The organism is Lunatibacter salilacus (assembly GCF_009797935.1).
Taxonomy (GTDB): Bacteria; Bacteroidota; Bacteroidia; order Cytophagales; family Cyclobacteriaceae; genus Lunatibacter; species Lunatibacter salilacus.
On record NZ_VOLC01000011.1, the window covers coordinates 96628 to 119589 of the forward strand.

Annotated in this window: 14 protein-coding genes; 4 read left to right on the forward strand and 10 right to left on the reverse strand. The window is 43.0% G+C overall.

What is annotated here, in order from left to right:
- The first annotated feature begins 111 nt into the window (after positions 1–111).
- Positions 112–1083 carry a glycosyltransferase family 2 protein gene (locus FQ608_RS15650; protein WP_158859178.1) on the forward strand — a complete coding sequence of 324 codons (972 nt, stop codon included), beginning with the start codon at positions 112–114 and terminating at the stop codon, positions 1081–1083.
- Here the strand turns inward: FQ608_RS15650 and FQ608_RS15655 are convergent.
- From FQ608_RS15655 to FQ608_RS15675, 5 genes are all read right to left on the reverse strand, one after another.
- Positions 1080–2207, reverse strand: coding sequence for a M16 family metallopeptidase (locus FQ608_RS15655; protein ID WP_234364227.1), 1128 nt, complete (start codon positions 2205–2207; stop codon positions 1080–1082). The genes FQ608_RS15650 and FQ608_RS15655 overlap by 4 nt on opposite strands.
- Positions 2208–2350: 143 nt before the next feature.
- Complete coding sequence (porV, locus tag FQ608_RS15660) at positions 2351–3574, reverse strand: type IX secretion system outer membrane channel protein PorV (RefSeq protein ID WP_158859180.1); 1224 nt, start codon at positions 3572–3574, stop codon at positions 2351–2353.
- Positions 3571–6870, reverse strand: coding sequence for a type IX secretion system sortase PorU (porU, locus tag FQ608_RS15665; protein WP_158859181.1), 3300 nt, complete (start codon positions 6868–6870; stop codon positions 3571–3573). Before porU ends, porV begins: the two co-directional genes overlap by 4 nt.
- Entirely contained in the window at positions 6839–7543 is a 705-nt protein-coding gene (gene pssA, locus FQ608_RS15670) for a CDP-diacylglycerol--serine O-phosphatidyltransferase (protein WP_158859182.1), read from the reverse strand. Before pssA ends, porU begins: the two co-directional genes overlap by 32 nt.
- Positions 7540–8190, reverse strand: coding sequence for an MBL fold metallo-hydrolase (locus FQ608_RS15675; protein WP_158859183.1), 651 nt, complete (start codon positions 8188–8190; stop codon positions 7540–7542). The genes pssA and FQ608_RS15675 overlap by 4 nt, the downstream gene beginning before the upstream one ends.
- A 55-nt stretch (positions 8191–8245) precedes the next feature.
- Here FQ608_RS15675 and FQ608_RS15680 point away from each other — a divergent pair, with 55 nt between their 5' ends.
- Genes FQ608_RS15680 through FQ608_RS15690 form a run of 3 tightly spaced genes read left to right on the forward strand, consistent with a single transcriptional unit; the run spans position 8246 to position 13754 of the window.
- On the forward strand, positions 8246–9301 hold the full coding sequence (locus tag FQ608_RS15680) for an NAD(P)/FAD-dependent oxidoreductase (RefSeq protein ID WP_158859184.1): 1056 nt from the start codon (positions 8246–8248) through the stop codon (positions 9299–9301).
- A gap of 28 nt (positions 9302–9329) precedes the next feature.
- A complete protein-coding gene (locus FQ608_RS15685) occupies positions 9330–12866 on the forward strand; it encodes a PD40 domain-containing protein (protein ID WP_158859185.1) in 3537 nt (1178 codons plus the stop codon).
- Positions 12867–12875: 9 nt separating this feature from the next.
- Positions 12876–13754 carry a YicC/YloC family endoribonuclease gene (locus tag FQ608_RS15690; protein ID WP_158859186.1) on the forward strand — a complete coding sequence of 293 codons (879 nt, stop codon included), beginning with the start codon at positions 12876–12878 and terminating at the stop codon, positions 13752–13754.
- A gap of 2 nt (positions 13755–13756) precedes the next feature.
- On the opposite strand, the gene FQ608_RS15695 is transcribed toward FQ608_RS15690, so the two are convergent.
- The 5 genes from FQ608_RS15695 to sov all read right to left on the reverse strand — a co-directional run bounded on the left by FQ608_RS15695 (position 13757) and on the right by sov (position 22961).
- The gene (locus FQ608_RS15695) at positions 13757–14131 is read right to left on the reverse strand and encodes a DUF2237 family protein (protein ID WP_158859187.1); all 375 of its coding nucleotides are present in this window, start codon (positions 14129–14131) and stop codon (positions 13757–13759) included.
- Between the two features lie 161 nt (positions 14132–14292).
- Positions 14293–14967, reverse strand: coding sequence for an energy transducer TonB (locus FQ608_RS15700; RefSeq protein ID WP_158859188.1), 675 nt, complete (start codon positions 14965–14967; stop codon positions 14293–14295).
- A gap of 70 nt (positions 14968–15037) precedes the next feature.
- Positions 15038–15415, reverse strand: coding sequence for a VanZ family protein (locus FQ608_RS15705; protein WP_158859189.1), 378 nt, complete (start codon positions 15413–15415; stop codon positions 15038–15040).
- A 2-nt stretch (positions 15416–15417) separates the two neighbouring features.
- Complete coding sequence (gcvH, locus tag FQ608_RS15710; protein ID WP_158859190.1) at positions 15418–15798, reverse strand: glycine cleavage system protein GcvH; 381 nt, start codon at positions 15796–15798, stop codon at positions 15418–15420.
- 50 nt (positions 15799–15848) lie between these two features.
- Positions 15849–22961 (reverse strand): T9SS outer membrane translocon Sov/SprA, encoded by a 7113-nt coding sequence (gene sov, locus FQ608_RS15715; RefSeq protein WP_158859191.1) that lies wholly within the window; start codon positions 22959–22961, stop codon positions 15849–15851.
- Between the last annotated feature and the right edge of the window lies 1 nt (position 22962).

The following is a 22962-nucleotide window of genomic DNA, read 5'->3' on the forward strand; positions in this document are numbered from 1 at the left end:
ACGTATAGAAATAATTGGACAATATTTGTTACTTGTTTCAGAAAAATAAATAGCTTGGTATTTTTCTTGTAATTATTCCGGTAGTTACAGAAAACAGGAATGATTCCTATTGTGAAAAATTTACCTCTCATTCAGCAGCCACCATTGGTATCTGTTATTTGTACCTGTTTTAATCACGAGAATTATATTTTCGAGGCATTAAACAGTGTGGTCAATCAGACCTATACCAACATAGAACTTTTCATTATAGACAATGGGAGCAAAGACAATTCTGTGGAAGTTATCCAAAATTGGCTTTGGTTACACGATTATTTCACCTCGGTGAATATACACTATCATACGGTTACCCGCAATTATTGTCAGGTATTTAACGAAGCTCTCCGCAAGTGTACCGGCACCTTTGTTGTGGACCTGGCGGCAGATGATATGCTCTGCTCCACCCACCTGGAGACTGCCGTGTCCCATCTTGAAGAAAGGCATGCGGGAGTTTATTTTTCCAATGCAAAATTGGTGGATGAGAAAGGTCGTTCCAGAACATTCTATCCTTTAGATAAAAACGGCTCGCTGAAAGTCTCTGTACCTGAGGGTGACATGTATCAGCATCTTGTCGAGAGGTATATTGTATGCTCCGCCACTTTGGTTTTCAGAACCTTTACCCTGCTAAAGGAAAACGGTTATGATGAATCCCTTTCGTATGAAGATTTTGATATCATGGTTCGTTTGGGAAGAAAATATAAGTTTATATTCAGTAATTCTATCGGTGTGGAAAAGCGTCTGCTCCGCAATTCCTTTTCGGCAGGGCAATACCGCTCTAAGAATTCCATTATGTTGCCTTCAACGTATGAGGTTTTGAAAAAAATCAGGACAATGAATTGTACACCTAGAGAGAACAAAGCATTGATTAATCGATCCCTGCATGAAACAAAGCATGCACTGGCATCGGCAAATTTTGAAATTGCGGGGAAATTGTTATCCTTTGTTGACGGACTGGATGAAAGGCCTAGAAGGTTTTGGCTGTATTGGGGGTGGTGGAGGCTTAAATTAAATATTTCCTGGCTATATCTGGCATATACCCGGCACTAGGCTCCCACAATAATTTCTTTTATGGATTCCTCATCAAAATATTTTTTACCAATACGTAAAATGTCGCTCGGGTCAAAGCTTTTGATGTATCTCAATTGATCCTCATAATAGGTATAGTCCAAGCCTTGCAGGTGGATTTTTTTAAACCGGCCCATTAAGTCAAAAGGATTACTGAACTGGGATAAAAAATGGCCAATCATGTAGTTTCGGACAGTTTCAAGCTCCTCTTTTTCCAATACAACTTCTGCCAGCAACTTAATCTCTTTATACACTTCATCAATGGCAGCCTCTGCAAATCCCTTTTTCACATCAGCCAGTATCATCCAATAATCTGTTGATCTTAAGCTCCCAAGGAGACCGGAGATTCCATAAGTATACCCTTTTTCTTCCCGGATATTTTTGATCAAACGACTGCCAAAATATCCTCCAAGTGTTGTGTTGAATACCATTAACGCATTATAGTCCGAATGGGATTTTGGAATGAGAATCTTCCCTAATCGAATACTTGATTGTAAAGATTGTGGTCTTAAATCAGTTATCCGCTTTCCGTCAAATGTTTCGAAACTAGGAGAGGTACTCGTTTCTTCCCCAAAAGGGAGGTCATTAAACTGGTTTTCGATTTCCTGCATTTCCCTATCGGTAATATGACCCGTTACGAAAATTTCAGGGGCGACGCAAAAGTTAGTTGCGTAATAGCCTTTTATGGCATCACGGTTGACTGCATCCACGTGTGCTTCATCAGAAATATACCCGAAAGGATGCATTTCACCAAAAAGTGCTTTTCGGATAAGCTGATTGGCCCTTGCTCCCGTTTGCTCCTGTTGAATGGCAATGGTCAGTTTTTTCTGCGATTTTCTTTTTGCAAGTTCCTTTTCTGGAAACGTCGCTTCGGTAAATAAGGAGCGAAATACAGGCAACACTTCTCTGAAGTGTTTTTTGGTAGTCAAAAGTGAAAGCCCCTGTTGTTCGAAGCCGGAGACTATTTCAACCTCGGTGGCGTAGTAATCAAAAAAATCATCCAACTCATCAGATGTAAGTTCATGTGTTCCCTCGAGAAGCATATTTAGTGTGAAGAACGGAATCAACCCTCGCATTGGGGAGTAATCCGGATGATTATTCGGCATAATCACTTCTATCTTAACAACATCGAGGTGTGGAGTCGATATAAAATATAAAGGGACTCCGTTTTTCAGAGTCCTCTTTGTAGGTTGTGTGAAGGCTATTTGTTCCGGGATTTTGAACCCCGGAGCAATCGATCGGTTTACCATTATCTCGTAATATTATAGGCAAGGGAAAGCCGCAGTGTCTCAGCCAATGGATGGTTCTGAACTTGGGGCACCAAATAGGAAAAATCAAACGCAAGTCGTTGCTGTACTTTGAAACCGACGCCCATGGTAAAATACCTGCGACCGCCTTTTCGTGGGTTTTCATAAAAATAACCCATCCTGACAGCAAATTTGTCGTCGTAATCATATTCCACACCCAATGAAATCATAAGCTCATCTAATTCCTCTCTGAATCTTCCAGGCGTTGGGGCATCCGCAAAGGAACCAAACATACCACTTAGAAGCGGACGGTTAGGGTCCGTACCGGATAGGATTTTTGGCCTGTTGGTTTCTGGGTCTATGATGTACTGGCCGTTTTCATTTTCTTCGTAGATGGGCGGTGTAGGCACCATCAATTTATTGATATCCAACGCAAAGGTGATGTTGTTAAAATCATCCATAGGGATTTTCAACGCAGTTCCCAAGCGGAAATTGGTGGGCAGATAGTCAAGGTCGTCGGCACTGTTATAGGTGATTTTTGGTCCTATATTAGATATATGCGCTCCCCATGACCATTCGGCATCCTTGCCGGAAACCATTACATCAGTTCTGTAATATAACCCGACATCGGTACCCACACTTACGCCCGGTCGGCTTTCGTTTCCACCGGCAGAAGAAATATTTCCGGATAAATTTGAGTGGATAAACCGGGCTGAAATACCCAACCCAAGATTATCAGATAGCTTTCTGGAATAGGTGCCTCCTATGGCAATATCTCTGGGATTAAAATCTCCCAAAGGATTACCTGAACCGTCAGTAAGCTGTATGGAACCCATGTCAAAATACCGGAGATCAATACTGAAGGCAGATACATTGTCAATTCGTTTGTAGCCAGTCAAATAATTAACCGACATATCGGGTACCAACCTACCCAACCAAGGAGAATAGGAAAGTGAAAAACCCATATCCTCCTGTATAAATGCAAGCTTGCCGGCATTCCAATGTGCTGAATTTCCATCCGGAGAAGTAGCTACCCCTACATCTCCCATTCCAGAGTGACGGCTGTCGGGAGCGAAGTTTAGAAAAGGTACAGCTGTGGTAATCACGCGGCGATTTGGATCCTGACCATATAGGGTCACGGAGTTTTGGGCGGACAGGGAAAGAGACCACCCATAGACAAAAATTGCAAAAAATAGCTGTTTCATTACTTTAGTTGATATCTTCATTGAATAATAATTTTTCCTCCTAGTTGGTCAGCCGATCCATCTTCCTCAGAAAGCAGTTCTAAACGGTAAATATACGTTCCTTTTGCTGGATATTTTGTTTTGTTTCTCAAAAAAATCCAGTCCAGACCTTGGATCAAAGCATCGGCATTTGGGAAACGAGTTTCCGTTGAAATTATTTCGTGACCGCTGACAGAAAAAACAGTCAATTTTACTTGGATGTTTTCTCCAGGACGGTTGTGGCTGATTACAAAGTGACTCTGATCCGTTGCTGGGTTTGGATAGCTGAGAACTGCTGATATGCGAAGGGATTCAGATCCAATTACTTGGATGGTTTTGGTAAGCACGGAACGGTTGCCGTGGTTGTCAAACGCAATAATTTCTATCTGATTATTCCCCTCCTGAAGTCCGCGCAGGGTAAGGGGTACATATCCACGCATAAATCCACCGTCTACTGATCTGTAAAGGTTGTTTAGAATTATTTCTTCATTGCCATTTACCAATAGTCTTAAATTTTGGCCAATATTAACATCGGAAATGTTGATGCCGGATTCATCCTCAAACGTTAAGACCACAGGGAGCTGCCTGGCAGGAATCGTAGCCGGTAATGGCGACATGTCAGCAGAGAAAATTTCAATTTCCGGTCCGGCCCCATCAGGGGTCGGTTGGCGATAACTTCCCCCAATTAAAATCCTACTTGCACCCATTGCCTCTCTTAACTGGGTTAGGTCCGTAGCAAAAACTTTTATTGTACCCTGACCAACGTCATAATTGATGTTTTTGCCTATAATCAGCTCTCCTTCGAAGATACCTTCGGTCACATCTCCGGTTCCCAAATGGATGAAAACATTGGATTCCTCAAAGTTGGTAGGGGCACTCTCATCGCCCAATGTTTTTGAAATCTGGGGTTTGTCTGTAAGACTTACCGCGAAGTTGCCGTTAAAAGTAGGAATGAGGGAACCGGTAAATGAATCAGTAATATGACCCTGATACCTTATTCGTTGAAGAGCTTGAAGGGTATCGACATGGACATCAAGTTGGATATCCGTAAATGTTTTGTTTTCTGCTCCAAACTCAGGAAGACTCAGCGTTAGCGAAGGATCCCCAAGCAAACTGAAATTCCGGTTTAAAGGACCGTTCAAACTGTTGTTTTTGGTAAGACTGAAGATTTCTCCCAGTGTAAGATAGTTGCCTGCCGACCTTTCAAATACAGCGGCAAAGAATGCTTTGTTCAGTTCAAAATTTATACTGCTAAAAACGGGTCTTCCTGTAGTAAGCAGTGCAATTGCTCCTTTTCTCGAAGCGAAAAGGAGCTCCTCAGCCCCTGATCGGATAAATGGGCTGTCATGCCGCCCAAACTCACAAGTAGCTGTAACAAAAAGCGGTAGTCGTGTATTTTCAGGCCAATCAGCCAAGTCGCTGCTTACCCACAACCGCTCTGCCGCCAGCGTAGTTTCATTGCCATGCCCAATATAGTTGATGATCAAACCTGACTCTGAAACCCAATCGGATATGGCAGCCCTTGCGCCAGGGCTTGTCTGGGAATTCCCGGTATTGATCTGCTCATATTTATCCAGGTAAATTTTATCCAATGTAAATTCCGGATGGTTTTCCTGCAGGAAAGTGGCATGTGCCTCAGCGTCCCTCAGGTGTATATTGTTGTCTCCATCATCGGCAAGTAGCATAATCCGCCTTTTCCAATCTCCAAGAGTAGTTTCTGTAGTAGTGTATCGGATGATTTTATCTACTGCTTCTCCAGCTTCCCGGACGTTGGTGGCGGGAATCCTGCCTATGCCTATGCGGAGCTGATGATCACCGGCATTGTTTTCTTCCCATTCCCCAGTGCCAATATCCAAAAACCCAAAATAATCGTCAGAACTGTAGCTCGTCAGTGGGTTGAGGCTGCTTCTGGAACTGTAGGTAGGCACCAAATTTGGTTGCCCTTGAGTAATTTGCTTGTAGTCGTAGGTCCCTTTTCCGAAAAAAAGCACATTTTTGAGCACCTTTCCATGATGATATTGGCTGGCAAAAAAATTTCTAAACGCTGTAATATCCCGGTTACCATATCCATACGCATCGTACATTTGGGAAGGGGTCACCACCAACGTCGATATGCCCTTGCTTCTTTTGAAACTGGCAAGCCTGTTTGCCTGATTGAGAAATACAGTAGGGGATACAATTATAAATTCAGCGAAATCCGGCAAATCTCGCAGACTGATGTGAGTGAGCGATGTTTCGGAAATAAGGGGTACGGCTTCAGGGTCAAATACGGCCATTTTCCATGTCTCTGTCGATGCTATTTTAGAAAGGCTTCTATCAGTGGGATGTCCGGATAGGGTGACATCCCATAATTGCCTGCTATCAGGTATTGAAAGCCTTGCAGCTAATTCATTATCAGGAGATCGGTAAACTATCTGATTGGTGATTGCAGTTAAGTCTGCCGGAAATCCTGCGATAATGTGTTTCAAGTAGCCTGTACCGTTAGGATCTGTGCTGCTATATCTGAACAGAAGTGACAATTGGTTTGATAGACTTCCCGAATGATTGATTATAAAGGTTCCCTCCCGTCCTTTGATCCCGTAGGTACTATTGGGGATGGAAGGAAGGGATAGAGAAGCAGATGGATTGCCGTCAAAGCTTAGTTCAAACTCACTTTCACTAAGGGATTGGGCCATTACTTCCGCTTTTATCCAAGATGGATCGGATGAAAATCCGCTGGGTTTTGGAATAGTAACTGAAAATTGCCGGCCACCAAGAACCCGATGTCCGTACCAATTTCTTCCCGAACCCAGAAGGTTAAAAGCTTCCTGTTTGTAGGTTTGCATCATCAGCCAAGTATGATCTTCCCCAATTCGCCCAATATCTGGTACTGCTTCGTTAGCTTCCGGTGTGATCCGTCTCGGCTCGACTTGCCTGCCACGTAGTAGGTAATAGAGCGTATCAGTATAAATGTGGGGCTTAAGGCTATAACTCCTTTCTTCTGGCACAACCTGATCCGCCGTGGAAAGGAATAGGAACAAATCGCCATTGATTTCCATGGCAGGGATTTCCTTCCAATCCATGAACGATGAGTCCAATTTTTGGTCCAGCATCCCGGCTTTTCCAAATACACTTATCCCGGACACTGGACCTATACCCCAAGAACTAGCCTGAGCAGGGGTGATTTTATAAATCCCTTCCTTTATAATGGGAAACTTTAAGGTTTGACACTGCCCTTTTCCTGGAAAACACAAGCCAAGATAAATAGCAAGCAGATAGACCGATATATTATGCGAGATCCGCATTGCTGGATAGGGCATTGTCTACCAACGAAAGAAGAATGTAGGCGAGGATGGCAAATACGATCCCACCCAGCCCGAACAAAGCCAGGCTTAAGCCAGCAATTGCAAGGGTAAGGTACCTTAATCCATTTTCTTTTAGCTGGAAATTTTTAAACTTAAGTGCCAAGAGGGGAATTTCCGCGGTCAGCAACCACGAAAAGATCAGCGTTAGGGCAATTAACCCCATCGGGCTGGCCGTAATTTTTGCAGCCCATGGCTGGGAAATGGCCAAATGCGGTAGTGCAGAGAAGAAAAGGGCGTTCGCAGGAGTCGGAAGGCCAATAAACCTATCACTCTGTCGGGTATCAATATTGAATTTTGCCAACCGGAGCGCAGATTGCACTGCAATTAGAAATGCTATAAAGGGGAGATATGTAAAGTCCCCACCTAGCTGGATCAACTTGAAGACTAGAAAGGCCGGCAATACCCCGAATGTGACCATATCTGCCAGTGAATCCAGTTGCTTGCCCAACTCACTGTAGGCATTCATGACACGTGCCAAAAAACCATCCAAAAAATCAAACAAAGCCGCCAAGATTACCAAATAGGCAGCCCAAAGTACGTTTCCCTCCAAGACAAAATAAATGCCCACCATCCCACATACGAGGTTTAGGCAGGTGACTAAGTTTGGAATATGCTGTTTAATTTTCAAAATCTCGCGTTTTTTCCAACAAAAGGGTTAGTGTTTTTTTCTTCACCGATGCTGGTTTCTGGACCGTGACCGGGATAAACCACCACATCATCAGGTAAGGTAAACAATTTCTCCCGGATGGCACTCATCAGTGTTTGGGTATCCCCTCCGGGAAGGTCAGTTCTTCCAACACTCCCCTGAAACAACGTGTCGCCGCCAATACATGTTTTGGAGTCCTTGTGAAAAAAAACCAGATGACCAGGAGAATGCCCCGGAACTAATATGCTCATTAGCTCTTGGTTGCCAAATTTAACGACTTCGCCTTCAGAGATGTAATGGTCCGCTGTGGAGTCTTGATATTGGGGAAAGCCATAATTACTTGCATAGGAAGGGACCGCCCGCAGTATTGGTTCTTCCTGCTTATGAAACCAGAGTGGTATGTCATAGGTACTTTTAACAAAAGCGTTGCCAAGTACGTGGTCTATATGGCAATGGGTATTTAGTAGTTTGACAGGGGTTAACCCCTCTTCCTTAATGAAATCAAATAATTCGGTGCGTTCCTGTTTGTCATGACATCCGGGGTCTATGATGACGGCCTTTTTAGTCTCATCATAAAGCACATAGGTGTTTTCCATAAATGGATTAAAAGTAAAAGATTTAAGCTGCATATCTCTAAGGATTTAATTTTATATCAAAATAACGAATAATCATTTAATTTTGGACATGGAAGTAGATTTTTTACTTATTGGTCAAGGGCTGGCTGGAACCGTTTTGTCCCATCGCCTGCTGCAAAATGGATGCAGCGTTCACCTTTTGGATGACCCTGATCCAAAAAGCAGCTCCCGCGTTGCTGCGGGATTGTATAATCCAGTCACGGGAAGAAAAATGGTAAAGACTTGGGAAGCGGATACACTATTTGCTGAGATTGAACCGTTTTATTCTTCGTTAGAAGAATTGCTTGGTATCAGTTGCCTTTACCGGATACCCATCTACCGGCCTTTTCTGAATATAGAAGAGCAAAACGAATGGATGGGCAATAGTAGTAGACCCGAGTTTCTTTCGTATCTCGAATCCATTTATACCGAATCCCAATTTGACCGGGTAAATGATCCATTCGGGGGGGTATTGTTAAATAGATCAGGATATCTGGATATAAAATCAATGCTGAATGGGTATGCAAACTGGCTAAGAGAAAGGGAAATGTTGACCAACAAAGTATACGACGAAAATAAACTTAGGCTGGTTGAAGGTGGGGGTGTAGAGTATGAAGGGATAAATGCACGGGCGGTCGTTTATACAAATGGCATGGCTGCAAAAGAAAGTGCCTATTTCTCATGGCTTCCTTTTACTCCTGTTCGTGGTGAAATTCTTACTTTAAACATGGATTTTCAAACAAATGAAATTGTAAATAGGGGTGTTTTTGTTATTCAGTTACCAAGTGGACATTTCAAAGTGGGGTCTACCTATGATAACATAGACCTGACTTCCGGCGGGACAGAAAAGGGGAAACTGGAAATCTTGGATAAGTTGGCAAACCTTATAAATTTGTCGGGAAATTCCTTGGTTAAGCATGAGTGGGGAATCAGGCCAGCTACCCCGGATCGGAAACCTTTCTTGGGAAGGCATCCTGTTCACCGCCAAATTTATGTGTTCAATGGATTCGGGGCAAAAGGGGTTTCTCAAACCCCTTATTTTAGCGATGAAATGCAAAAATTATTGACATTAGGGAAGGAACCTCAAAAAGCGGTAAACATAAACCGTTTTTTTAAGTATATTTAAGAGTCGGTATTTACAATAAGGAAAGTAAATGAAAATTAAACTTCTAACCCTTAGTTGGTTTATCTTGTGTTTGGGCTGGATTAATTCAGCTGAGGCACAATTCGATCAGGAGAGATTCGGTAAGAACAGGATACAATACAAAAATAAGGAGTGGTATTTATTCAGTTCCAACAATTTCGAGGTCTATTATTACGATGGTGGCTTGGCCAATGCCAGGCTCACAATTGATTTTTTGGAAAGTGAGTTTGACAGGCTAACCCAGACTGCTGGATATGTGGCCTATACCAAGCCCAAAATTTTCATTTATAACTCCCATCAGGAGCTTTTGCAAAGCAACCTAAATATCAATAAAAACAATTACACCATAGATGGTCAAACCTTTTTTTCCAAGTTATTGGCAGAGGTTCCTTATACTGGTTCCTGGGAATCCTTCAAAAATGAACTTCTCTACCAAACCTCAAAAATTATCGTGGAAGAAATGTTGTACGGTTCAAGCATTTCAGACGCCTTCCAGTCAAACTTGATCAACAATTTCCCTGATTGGTTCATTGATGGAGCTGCCCGTTATATGGCATATGGCTGGGATTTGGAGATGGATGACTTTATCAGGCATTATCTAGATGATAATGAAAACCCGAAACTGCACAAGCTAAGCAAGGAAGAGGCCGCATTGGTAGGACAATCCATATGGAACTTCATAGTAGAGCGGTTTGGGAGAAGGTATATTTCCAGTGTACTCAATCTCAGTAGAATCAATAGAAACGAAGAGAACAGTATTGCCAATACCCTTGGAAGAAGATTCAAAGATTTCACCACTGAATGGAGAACATTTTATACAGAATTAAATAAGCCCGTACTGACAACATTTAAGGAGTACAATCAAAATAACGTAATTGCATCTACCTCGAAATCAAAATATGGAGCCATCACTTCAGTTAGGTTTAGTCCCGATGGGAAAAATTTGGCATACGTTGTCAATAACAACGGGAAGTATAGGGTTTTAATAAGGGAATTGTCCAGTAACCGGGAACGGGTCATATTTAAGGGTGGGTATTCCTCCTTTGATCAACGGGCCGATTTTTCCACACCTGCTATCGCATGGAAGGACACCTTAAATTTAGTGTTGGCAGGTTTTACCAGGGGGGTGACCACAATACGAATGAGGGCTATTGATGGCAGTAGTCAGGACAGGATCTTCCTCAGAAACCTTACCCAAATATTAGATCTTAATTTTGCTCCCAATGGTAACACGATGGTCTTGTCCGCTATTACCAACGGACGTACCGATATTTATAGTCTAAACATGAGAGGACAGGGTAGGCGGTTGACAAATGATATCTTTGACAACAGGACTCCTGTTTTTTTGAATGATTCGACCATTATCTATGCTTCCAATAAGACAGACCTGCCTGACAGCCTACTGACAGGAAATATAGATGTCAATAACCTACCTGATTATTATAATCTCTTTCAATTGGATTACGGTGATTCTATAGTTTTTACCAAGCTTACCAATGTAAACCATATCAATATACAGCCCAGAAGGCTGAATAGTACCACTGTTCTACATCTGAGTGAACAGAGTGGGATTATGAATGTGATGCGATTTAGTTTGGGAAATATGGTCAGTAGTCAGGTTTCTGCATTCAATAGAAGTTTGGAAACGTTTGACTACACGCTTAGTGGAAACAAATGGGCCTATGCCATTAGGGATGGAAGCCAGAGTAAGCTCATCTTGGAGACATTTCCCAACCTCGACCAGTTCACCCCAAGTACGCCTAGACTTCAAATCCAGCAAGCAAAACTGTTGAATGAGCGTATTTCTACGAGAAGAATTCAGCGGGAAATAGAAGATGATGATGAAACTGAAGAAGTTGTGCCTAGCGAAACTCCATTGGCAGCGCGAGACACCGTTACTATAGGGACGTCGTTGGAGGATATGATGATGGGTGAGGTGGCACAACAACCTTCCCAACCTACTGCTACGATCCCTGCTGTAACAACCCAACCTACTGAAACAGATACCACTATTACTGGGGTGGATTTGGAAAATCTGTTAATAGGCGGGGCAGCACGATCAGATGAACCAGACGCTGCTCCTTCAGCAACTAGCTCTGAAACAACAATTATAGCCCAAGATACGGTCCCAACAACACCGTTGACCGGTTCGATCAGTTTGGATCGGCTGAGGTTCGAAAGGGAAGGTGGTATAGATACTGACAATTACACCTTTGATACCGTCCCCAGTCCTCTATTGCAAATGCAGCAGGCTAGTCCACAACAACAGCAACAACAGGCAACGGGAAGAAGTAATATTTTGGATGCTTTCCGCCAACAGACCATGGTGAAGCGGGTCGTAGGGCCAGCGGAATACACACCGTTATTCACAACCACCAGTCTTAACACAACATTTGGCGTGGATCCATTACGCGGATTTGCAATCAATCTTACGGGAAAGATGAATGATTTGTTGGACAACCACTCGGTTAGAGGAGGAATTTTGGCGTCCTTGGATTTTAGGTCTGGAAGTGATATTTTCTTCGAATACGAATATTTGAAAAGTAGAATCGACATTAGTGGTAGGTTTGACCGAAGATCCATAACCAGAGAGGAAGAGGGGCGTCTTGTGTTTCAAAAATATGTGCTTACCAAAACTGAGTTGGGTATATCGTATCCATTAACGGTAAGCACTCGATTCAGTCTCCATCCATTCCTAGCGAAAACGCAATATTTTAATTTAAATCAGGATTCTGTATTGCGCGGAGAAGTTGAAAGCCAAAACAGGTTCGATGTTAACTACGCAGGTGGTAAAGCTGAACTTGTCATTGATAAAACCAGATTGCTTGGATTGTATATGGAGCAAGGCTTTAAAGGAAAAGTTGGTTTTGTTCACTATCAGGGGCTAAATGCTTCGGAACGTTCCTTTAGTAACTTCTTTTTGGATCTTCGTAACTACCAAAAAATCCACAAAAACATCACCTTGGCAACAAGGGTATTTGCAGGAAGTTTCTTTGGCAATAATCCACAAAGATATTTGGTAGGAGGGATGGACAATTGGTTATTTAACCAGTTTCATCAGCCTCCGAGCAATAGGCCCGAAGTTTCCCCGGTTCGAAACGCAGCAGGTGTGGAGAATTCCAACTTATTGTTTGCGGAATTTGTTGACTTGAGGGGCTATAATTATGACGAAATAAGAGGAAGCAATGTGATAACCTTTTCATCCGAGTTGCGCATTCCCTTATTTGCATACCTTTCCCGTGGGAACATTACTTCCAATTTTATCCGAAATTTCCAATTGGTGGGCTTTTATGACGCCGGTTCGTCTTGGTCCAATTCGGCTCCTTGGGAACGCGTAAATGATCAAAATACAGAGGTGATTCGTACCGAGGGGTCGCCGTTTGTCATTACTCTCAATAACTTCAACAACCCCTGGCTACAAAGTTATGGAGCAGGTGTAAGAACCGTCTTGCTAAATTACTATGTCAAGTTTGATGCGGCTAGACCAATCCGCAACTATTCTGTGGAAAAGACGAGGTTCTATGTGACTTTAGGATACAATTTTTGATATTGCGAAATGATAAAATCGATGACTGGCTATGGGGTAGCCAATTTGGAGAATGATGCATACATCATTCATGCAGAAGTTAAAACACTTAATTCCAAATTTCTGGATTTAAGCTTGAAATATCCTCGGCAGTTTGCTGATAAGGAAATCGAAATAAGGAATTTGATATCAGAACGACTCGAAAGGGGGAAAGTAAACCTTACGCTGGATTTTAGCACAAAATCCTATGACAACCTTCCCATAGAAATTAATGAAGTGCTTTTTAAAAAATATGTCGAAAAGTATAAATCGTTGGCCAACCAAGTGGGGGAGACAATTCCTGATCTTGTCAAATTAGCCCTGCAGTCCCCCAGTGTATCCACTAGCGTTACTGAGAAATCCCAGCAACCTGAAGAATGGGAAGCCGCCAAGAAGGTTTTGCTAGAGGCGGTAGATAAGTGTATGGGATATCGGGAAGACGAGGGAGCAGCTCTTCTGGAAAAATTTGGAGAAAATATTCAAGTAATAGCCGATGGATTAGATCGAATCAAAGAGGAAGAGCCCCGCAGGAAGCAAAGAATTAAAGATAAAATCAGAAACCATTTTTCAGAGTGGTTGGAAGAACGTGATTTTGACCAAAATAGGTTTGAACAGGAGCTTATCTACTATTTCGAAAAGCTGGATATTACCGAGGAAATCGTAAGGCTAGAAACTCACCTTAACTATTTCCGGAAAATATTGCTTTCCGGGGAATCTCAGGGCAAGAAGTTAGGCTTTATAAGCCAGGAACTAGGCCGTGAGATTAACACAATTGGCTCCAAGGCCAATGATGTCGTCATTCAGCAGCTGGTCATACAGATGAAAGATGAGTTGGAAAAAATTAAGGAACAAGCTCTCAATATTTTGTAACCTTAGCCTCCCGGTTGGGTGGTGTATGCAAATTTAACTATTTCTTCAAGAGGCAAAAGGTCCAGCGTTTTTTCGTGTGTAGCCTCCAATAATATCAGTGGGGCGACTCCTGCATGGTATGCCTGTATCCAACGGTTAGCACATAAACACCATCTGTCATCGGCCCGAAGTCCGGGAAATTGAAGTTCCGGGCGTGGGGTGGATAAGTCATTCCCCATCTTAAGACTGAACGAAAGAAACTCTTCGGTCATTATCGCACAAACTGTATGGGTGCCGAGGTCTTGTTCGTCTGTTTCGCAACACCCTGTTCTGAAAAATCCGGTAAGGGGATCCCTACTGCATGTGATTAATGTTTCTCCAAATACATTCTTAGCCATGGTCAAAATTATTTAGTCCGAAATGTTTCCGGCTGGGTTTCGCTCTAGCGTATACTGCTTTTCCCATGAATTTACTATTGATTAATTAGAAAAATCAACCACGCAAAAAAAAAGAGCCATGGATTTCCATAGCTCTTTTTTAAAACTTGCAAGTTTTTCTACTAGCTAAGTTTAAATCTAATTGGTAGTCTCATTTTAACCCTTACTGGTCTTCCGCGTTGTCTACCCGGTTCCCAAGCTGGAGCTTCTCTTACTACCCTCATTGCTTCTTCATCACATCCTCCACCGATACCTCTTAAGATATCAACGTCTTGAATAGAACCATCTGTATTCACAACGAATACTACATATACTGTACCTTCAATACCCATTCTTCGCGCTTGCGTTGGATACTTTAGATTCTTCTGTAAGTATTTATTCCAACCTTCCATTCCTCCCGGAGGAGTAGGCATGTTTTCCACAACGTCGAAAATTTCATCTGCTTTCTCGACTACAGGGGCATCTGCGATAACCACCTCTTTGATGACAGTTTCTTCTTGCACATCAACATCAAAATTCACCTCGATTTTCTCCTCGATTTCTATTTCATCAGGGATTTCCTTGATCTCAGGCTGCTCAATTGGTGGTGGTGGTGGCGGCGGTTGCTCCGTAATCGGAATGTCTAATAACTCTTCAAAATCATCGTTGATTGAGCCTAAATCTTTGAGCAAACCATCTCCATATGATTTGTACTCAAAAGCAAATAGGACAAGACCAACGCTAATCATCAGACCAAGGTTCAGGAACATGCCTGTCTTCTTGGTCAAGTCAGCTTTTGGCGTCTTTTTGGCTTCCATGATTGATTATTTTTTTATGGTTGTTAAATTTAATTAATTGCAAGTAACAATTTTACTGATAATATTTAACTTATACAAGCTTGCTTTGCTTCTTAGTCAAATAAACATACAATATGGTCCCTATAGTTCCTCCAGATACATTTGCAACTATATCCCAACTATCAAAAGACCTGCCCGGCACGTTCATTTGTAATAACTCTGTAAATATAGCGAAAATAATTCCAAAAACTAAATAATTAAGAGATATTTTTTTTAAATTATTTTTGCTGTTTTTCTCTCCTACCCAAACCCTGTTCCACAAAAATACCAATCCGAAGAATAGGGTAAAATGAATTACTTTGTCAAATCCCGGAAATTTGGGTAATTCAGGCACATTGCTTCCGGGAGTTAAGATGGCATAAGCTACTCCAGAGGTCCAAACCAAGGCTGGGATAATCCGGTATCGCATGATTAGGCTTGACCGATGAGTTCGCTATAGGCATTATGTGACATCAAATCAGCCGGTGGTTCACCGGATAACTTCACTTTTATCATCCAACCTTCTTCATAAGGCGATTCATTAACCAACTCAGGAGCTGCTTCTAGTGCCTCGTTTAATTCTATTATTTCTCCGCTGACGGGCATAAATAAATCGGACACTGTCTTTACCGCCTCTACAGTTCCGAATACTTCTCCTACACTAAATGTCTCTCCTACTGTTTCTACTTCTACGTAGACAATATCCCCCAATTCTTTTTGGGCAAATTCAGTGATGCCAATTGTAGCAATGTCTCCCTCAATTTTAACCCATTCGTGGTCTTTCGTGTACTTTAGTTCTTCTGGAAAATTCATAGTTGTTAGATTGATTGGTCAAAAATACATGGTTTACCTGATTGATAAAATTATTGGCTTAAATTAAATGTCAACTGACCGCCAAATGCGGTAGAACTTCTTCTAAATGCGGTAGAAACCTTAGGATCATTTATGGTTCGGTCAAAATAAAACTGAACATTTAATTTTTGATTGACCACATAGCCAATACTTGGCCGCAGTTGTACATTCAGGTTTCCGTTGGTTAGGGTATTTATTTCCTCTATTTTTCGCTGTATGGTGTGTGTATCCACTATACGTGTTGATATGCGTATGGTTAGGTCATTGCTGAGCACTTCCTGTCTTCCCTGAATCTTAAAGGGTACTTTAACTCCTGCTTTGGTATAGCCTAAATCAAACCTGAAATCCTGGCTTTTTTGCTCTGTTACTTGGGCATTTGAAAAATTTAGGCCTATGTTTCTTTCCGTATTGTACTCAAAGCTGATATTCATGCGGTCCTTTGTCAAGAGGTCAACTCCTATCAGGGGTGAAAATCGTTCAGAAACAACAACTTGATTCAGGATAAAAATGGGGATATACGCTCCAAATTCATCCGTCAAGCTCGCATTTGGAATTTGTTGTAGCCTGTTATACAATTCCAATCCGTCCTGATACTGGAGTGAATTTGAGAAATTACTTGCGTCATAGGATGAGGTATAGTTGTGGGTCAGGTTAATGGAAGAGAAATATTCCTGTAAGGCAGGCAATTTGGACAATCCCCGGTATTCCAGCCGCCAGTTGGGAAGTGGGATGCGAGGAAAAGGGTTTAGGGAAACATCCCCAGGTGCTTGCCCTGAATAGGCAGCTAAGAAAGCAGGAATGAGTACATCCTGTCCGTTAATATTATAAGCTCCGCCGGGATTGCTTGATTCTAGTCTGCTTTGGATAATTTGACGGTAATTCTCAAAATTCTGGAATAAGGGTGAATTATTCTGCGAGTCATCTTTGGCGGAAATGGTTCTAATCATGTTGTAGCTTATGCTATAGGCACCCATCCGGTTTGGATTGATGGATGTATAGTTTTCAGAACCGGGACTTTCTCTTCGGAAAATTTCGCTGTATTCTCCGTTTTCCCGTTTTCTTACTTCCAATGTAATTCTAAAGTCCCTTATGGGCTCTACCAAAGAAGATATTTGTAAGTTTTCTACCCGGTTTTGCCTAAAGCTTTGTGTTAGTTGCGTGCTCGCTGCCAGCATTCCCCGGTTTGCCAGATCAAATCTAATCTGATCACTTTGGCTTCCAAGAATAAAGTCGAGGCCTGGGTTCATAAAGCTTCGGTCCATTCCCAGCAAACCTGAATTTTCCAAATATCCCGGCAAGAATGTCCCCTGAGTCACTTGGTATCTGAAGTTTACTTCTTTGATCATCATCATAAAACGAAGGATACTAGAGACGGCCCCCTCAGTATTGGGCTGTCTATCTTCCTCTGCCCCTGGTTGAGGTTGAGTTTGTGGTCGCCCCGGAATTGTCGGACGTTTTGGTGCATTCAAGGCATTTAAGCGCTTGTTTTTATTATAGAGACGGATAAAATCTAATTTGCCGTTTAATGATCTGTCCCGGGTATTTTGAATTACATTTCCCAATGTGTCCCTTTGTCCAAGTGCTCCAGTAATCCACCCATAGGCGACCTCGTAGCGGGCATCTACTTTGATCCAATCGGTCAATGGGATTTTATCCAAGGGTACGGAGTAATTAACCACGCCCTGATGATTGTAATTTGTTGTTCTACCCAATGACCTGATATTGGCTCTAAGTGAGTCTAACTTCGCCTCCGAATCCAAGTCCCCTTCCGGTTCATCAACGATGGCATTCACGCTGGAGTTAAAATCTACCGATAAGTTTTGGGTTAAATCCCAGTTTACACTATAGAAACGATTAATATAGAAGCTCTTTTGAAACAATGGTTCTACACCTACTGTGGTTAATTGGTCATTCCGGTTTTGTGTACGCATAAATCTCCTGTCAAGATCAATACGAGCAGACAAGAGGGAAGGAGCAAAATTGAAATTTAGATCTTTGACCAGCTGAAAGTATTTACCATCCAAGAACCCAACATTTTTAAATGGCTCTACCTCTAATGGATCGGGTTGAAAACTATAGGCAGCGCTTCCTCTATAGGTCTCAAAAGTATAATCTGCCAACTGTATATTACTTTGCTTTACTGATCCAAAAGCATAGGAGAGTGCGAAGTTTTCCAAATCATACACCCGGTTGGTCTCTTTTTCAGGCTTTCGGATTTTTCGCAAATTGTTTACACTAAAATTACGGCGACTGGATTGATCCAGAACTAGGTCTCGATAATTATCCCGCTCGGCTCCCGTATTGAATTTTTGCAATGCTACCTCAAAAGGGACATCAGGGTTTAATGGGTCGAATTCAGGGCGTGTGCTCGAATTCTCAATACTCATATAAACGGGAATACTTAAACCCAATCCTTTCGGTAAAATTTTATCCACATTGACATTTGCGGACACATCGTACTGGGTAGTGGATTCTCTTGCCCTTTCGGACAATCTTGTCTCCAATCCTCCAAATCCAAAGGTGTTGTGGCGAATCGATGAAGAAATTACAGCTACATCAGCAATCTGTGCATTTAGCCGGGCATTTGCCGCCCAACCTGAGGATTTGTTGAAATCTGTTACCCGTAGTTCATTTGCCCAGACACAGACGGACTTGCTTGCGCCACCCGAGCTCCCTGGATTTCGGATTCCAATCATCATACCTTGGATAAAGCTGAGCTCGGGCCTTCCAACTACTGTAACCCTATACTGCCGGACTTGTACCGAATAGGCCAAGTTTTGGGGACGTTGGTTATTGTCCCGTTCTGATTTCACCCCTACAATTTCATCAAGCGCGATATCAATCTCGTTTTCCAAGGGCCAAATCTGTCTTGGATCACGGGCTCCACGCGGTGTCATGTTTAAGGGTACTTCAATTTCATAGTAATTGTCGGTATAATCCGTACCCATTCGAATAAAGGCGGTAAGTTCACCATCTTGGGTGTCGATACTATTGGCATGAAAAAACATTTTCAGGCGGCCATACTGAACCAAGTCCTGACTAACATTTTTAAAGACCGCTCTGGAATCCCTGGCCTGAAGGTTATCCACGCAAAGCCGCAAAGATTGTTCGTTGAGCTGTCTTTCTACCGTGGAAGTATTATCTCTATCGCGGAAGATGCCGGGAGGAAGGACATAGGGGCTTTGATTTTCGCCGCCTTGACCGTTTTCTTCGATGTTCACTACACCGACTGTAAAGTTTGAATTATCCGGTTCGGGGATTTCAGCAAAACCCCGCTCGAAAAGTGATTCTTGAAAAATCCGCCACTGACTTCCCACCAACCGGAAATTTCCCATTCGCAGTACTACCGGTTGTTGAAAATCAGTCAAGTAGGTTCGCATAAACCGGATGGATTTAAATCCGGTAATATTGCCGTAGCTTCTGTCAGGTTGCCGAACGGGGATACGGAACAAATACCAATTCACCTCTTCACCATTACTCACATCGGTAGTTTGATCTACAATATAATTTTGCCCCACGCGCATGCCGGAGGGCCTTAGGTCTACTTCATATTCATAATAACTCTCAATTTCATTGATGGTATTATCGTTGTTTAGGTCTTCGTTATCGGGAATATTAGATCCAGATGGAGTATAAGGAAGGTTGGTATTGGAGGTAATGGGGGTATTGCCCTCCATGCCGTTGAAGCGTTTGTATCGCTCTAGGGTCTTGATGTTATTTTGGTCAAATTCAGGGTCCAAGTAATATTGAAAGTCGTCTTCGGACGGGTCTGCCTCTATGCGTTGCAGTGCTTGGGGATTTACATTCAGCCTGTTTATAAATCTGTCAGCAAAGTATTCCCTCTCATCATCACTGCTTAATCCGTCAAGACCCACATCTTGGTTTTCCCTTGCTTCCGGTGAATTATCAAATGCAGGGGTCAAAAACTGCTGCGTTGTCACTCGACCCCATTCATTTTCGCTGGTCCGGTCTGTTGATCCGTCGGCTGGGAGCCCGTTCTCGAAGGCGTGCCGCCCGTCTTTCATGATGTCCTCGGAAACTTCCCCTAAGTTGAACAGCAATTTTCCACCCGTGGTATTGTTCTCATTAAAGACCCCGTCGAGTACCCGGCCATTTTCGCCAGTAAGGAAGGGATCCATCATCCAAAACTCTATATACTCAATATTGGTACGGTCAAAATCTACTTCGGAAGTGATAGCTCGGGTAACTCCTCCGTAATTTTGCCGGGGATTGGGCAGCAGGCCGTTGGGGTTGAGGCTTGGATTATAGTTATACATTCCCCTTTCATGGGGGTAAAAAGCCAAATCAAAAAGGGGTTCCGGCGTTAAAAGAACGTCCCTGTTTCTGCCTTGATAAATTTCTTGTGGTAAAACCCGTCGGACGTAGTGGTTTCTCCGATCGTCATTGGTGATGTTGGGAGGAACACCGGTTCCAGAAGGACGAAAAAACACATTATCGATAGTATACCATGCGAGTTTTGCCCTTCTGTAAGCATTGCCTAAACGATCCTCTGTTTGCATGCTGAGGTCAAATTTGTTGTCATTAGTGGCCGGTGTTGCTGCCAATTTCCAGTTCTGCGGGGATGATCCTAGGTTAAATGGTATGATAGCGGTCTCAAAATCGTCAATATAGGAAGTGCCTTCGCCATCCACTTGGTTGGAGGTGCCGGGGATTAAATGTGCAAATTCACCGTTGAATTGAAAGATGGAGGGTTCCTTCGTTTCTGTAAAGGGCAGGGCGTCGGCAAGTTTTGTCAAAAAAAGCGATTCTTCGCTATAATTTACATCAACACCCCATAGACTATTCCGGAGGGTTTCGTTTCCAGTGCCGATCCGTGATATATTGGGACGTTCATTGAGGTATAGAAAGGTACCACCAATATTAAAATTCTCGTTAAACAGGTAATCAAAACGGGTTCCCAGCAGACTTCGGGTCTGAAAGGATACCAAGTCAGCTTTTTCAAAACTGACGCTAATTCTCTTCCCTGACTGAAGTATTCCCTCGTTGATGATCACTACCCTGCCAATGTTGTAGTCTACCGTATAATCTACTCCTTCCGTCAACGGAATATTACCCGCTGTTATCAACACAGATCCTTCAGATATATTTAATCCCGGCAACTGGATCTCAGAGGCCGACCCTGCTGTGTAGGTTCCTTTAAGGAAATATTTGTTCAACCGAGTGACTAGTTCCGCATCAGCAAGAGTGGTACGGTATAAGGTGTCATAGACGAATTTATCGATGAGGTTTGATTCAGCCGGCAGAAATTTACTTTCTAGGGTTCTTCCAAAGGGTTCCAGAACGGGGAAAATCACAAGCCCTTGTTCGGGTCGGATGGTGAGCCCTTGAACAAAATCGAAATTCCCATCTGGTTGGGGGTCGTTTTGGGGATTGAGGTTGTCTAACTGAAGGAGGCGGATCAGGGGAATATCTTTGACGTTTTGTCCCTCAAGTAGACTGGGGTTGTCCAAACCTGTGCGGTCGTCCCGGTAGATGATCTGTAGCTGAAATCCCTCCTTTTTAATCTGGTTTGCGTTGAGATTGTAAATGTTTTTCATCATCAGGTCCCAGGTAGGAACCTTGGTATTTATCCGTGCGGGACGTAGCAATTTTAGGAATATAACATCACTTTCGGCCCTGTTTTGATAATCTTCTGAAAGTTCGCCGACCTTATAGGATTGACCATTATAAGTATATTCGTAGGAAACTGCGATGACTTCATCGTTTTGAAGTTTGCGAAATAGGGAAAAATATCCCAGTTCACGGTGGAAGGTATATTCATTTTCCTCGAGTCTTCGCGCTCCGTTTATTTGTTCGAAGTCGGTCCCACGCTCCAGTGCAAGATCATTGGTTATGGCCGTTGAGGCCTGCTCAAAGGAACGAAAACTGGGGTTGTTACGGAGCACGGCAAATAAACCGTTGGAGTTGTTTGCTGCGGGAGCCTGTGGATTCCCCGTGCCAATATTCGGATTATCCGGCCTGAATATTCGCTGCCCCTCACCGAGATCCATAAATGCCACAAAATTCCGGAGCGTTTGCGTATTGTTTGCCCGGTTCATAATGTATACCTCGACTCGGGTAATTTGAACTCCTGATAGGACCTGCGGTAGACCCCTTAGCCAGTTTTCGTAATTCTCCCGAAAAAAGTGACTTAGGAAAAAGTGTCGGTTTTCATCGTAATTGGAAGCACGTATTTCAAATGGCCTTCCTTGGTTGCCGCCCTCGATGATCAGTTCGTCTCTTCTGCCCCGTTGGGTGGATGCCACAGTGGTCATGAATAATTTCCCAAACTGCATCTGGGTTTTGACGCCAAAGAGATTTTGGGCTCCCTGAATAAGGCCGTTTTGAACGGGCATACTTACGTTGCCGATTTCTATGCTTTTGATTATATCTTCCTCAAACCCCGCATATTCTACTTTAAGTTGATTTTCGAAGTCAAATGAATTGTTTGAATCAAAATTCGCTCCTATTCGTACTTTCTGACCCAAGAGACCGTTTACGCTCATTTGGATTTGTTGGTCAAAATTGAATCCCCCGTTACGCTGTTGTCGGATTGGGATAGAAGGGTTGTCAATGCGCCGGAAGATTCCACCGAAATCCAGGTTGACGTTGCCTGTTGGTACGATATTTATTTCGTTGCCTCCAAAGATTCTGTCGAAAGTGGGGCTCATCGTCATGGGAGGAATTAAACCTCTACCTCCTACAGCACTTTCCCCGTCCATTCCTCTCGATCGGTTGCGCCAATATTGCTGCCGCAGCCGCATTTGTTCCATTTGTGAATAATCATCGAAGTCTAGTGTGTAACCTTGGCCTCCCTGTTGCGTAGAATCAAGTTGGTCGTATATTCTGTATCGGAATGCGGTATCCAATTCCACTTCTATTTTCTGCTCTGCGGGTGGAGGCAGTTGAAATGGGGATGAGGGAGTGAAAATAGGAGATTGATACGGAAAGAGGGGACGGGTATTCAAATTGTCCCAAAGTAGAAAGGAGGGAAGAGCCCTACGCTTTGTCAACGAATCCAGATGTGAAGGAAGTGTGTCGGTTGGAGTCGAAACCTGTTCCTGAAACCCGTAGGAGCTGGGTACGCATACTGCCATTAGCATCAATACCCACAATAATTTCATT

What these genes read in the sequence shown, in the direction of transcription:
- FQ608_RS15655 (WP_234364227.1), bottom strand. Translation starts at nt 2,207, where the DNA reads ATGCCGAATAATCATCCGGATTACTCCCCAATGCGAGGGTTGATTCCG.
- porV (WP_158859180.1), bottom strand. Translation starts at nt 3,574, where the DNA reads ATGAAGATATCAACTAAAGTAATGAAACAGCTATTTTTTGCAATTTTT.
- porU (WP_158859181.1), bottom strand. Translation starts at nt 6,870, where the DNA reads ATGCCCTATCCAGCAATGCGGATCTCGCATAATATATCGGTCTATCTG.
- FQ608_RS15675 (WP_158859183.1), bottom strand. Translation starts at nt 8,190, where the DNA reads ATGCAGCTTAAATCTTTTACTTTTAATCCATTTATGGAAAACACCTAT.
- FQ608_RS15680 (WP_158859184.1), top strand. Translation starts at nt 8,246, where the DNA reads ATGGAAGTAGATTTTTTACTTATTGGTCAAGGGCTGGCTGGAACCGTT.
- FQ608_RS15685 (WP_158859185.1), top strand. Translation starts at nt 9,330, where the DNA reads ATGAAAATTAAACTTCTAACCCTTAGTTGGTTTATCTTGTGTTTGGGC.
- FQ608_RS15690 (WP_158859186.1), top strand. Translation starts at nt 12,876, where the DNA reads ATGATAAAATCGATGACTGGCTATGGGGTAGCCAATTTGGAGAATGAT.
- FQ608_RS15695 (WP_158859187.1), bottom strand. Translation starts at nt 14,131, where the DNA reads ATGGCTAAGAATGTATTTGGAGAAACATTAATCACATGCAGTAGGGAT.
- FQ608_RS15700 (WP_158859188.1), bottom strand. Translation starts at nt 14,967, where the DNA reads ATGGAAGCCAAAAAGACGCCAAAAGCTGACTTGACCAAGAAGACAGGC.
- FQ608_RS15705 (WP_158859189.1), bottom strand. Translation starts at nt 15,415, where the DNA reads ATGCGATACCGGATTATCCCAGCCTTGGTTTGGACCTCTGGAGTAGCT.
- gcvH (WP_158859190.1), bottom strand. Translation starts at nt 15,798, where the DNA reads ATGAATTTTCCAGAAGAACTAAAGTACACGAAAGACCACGAATGGGTT.
- sov (WP_158859191.1), bottom strand. Translation starts at nt 22,961, where the DNA reads ATGAAATTATTGTGGGTATTGATGCTAATGGCAGTATGCGTACCCAGC.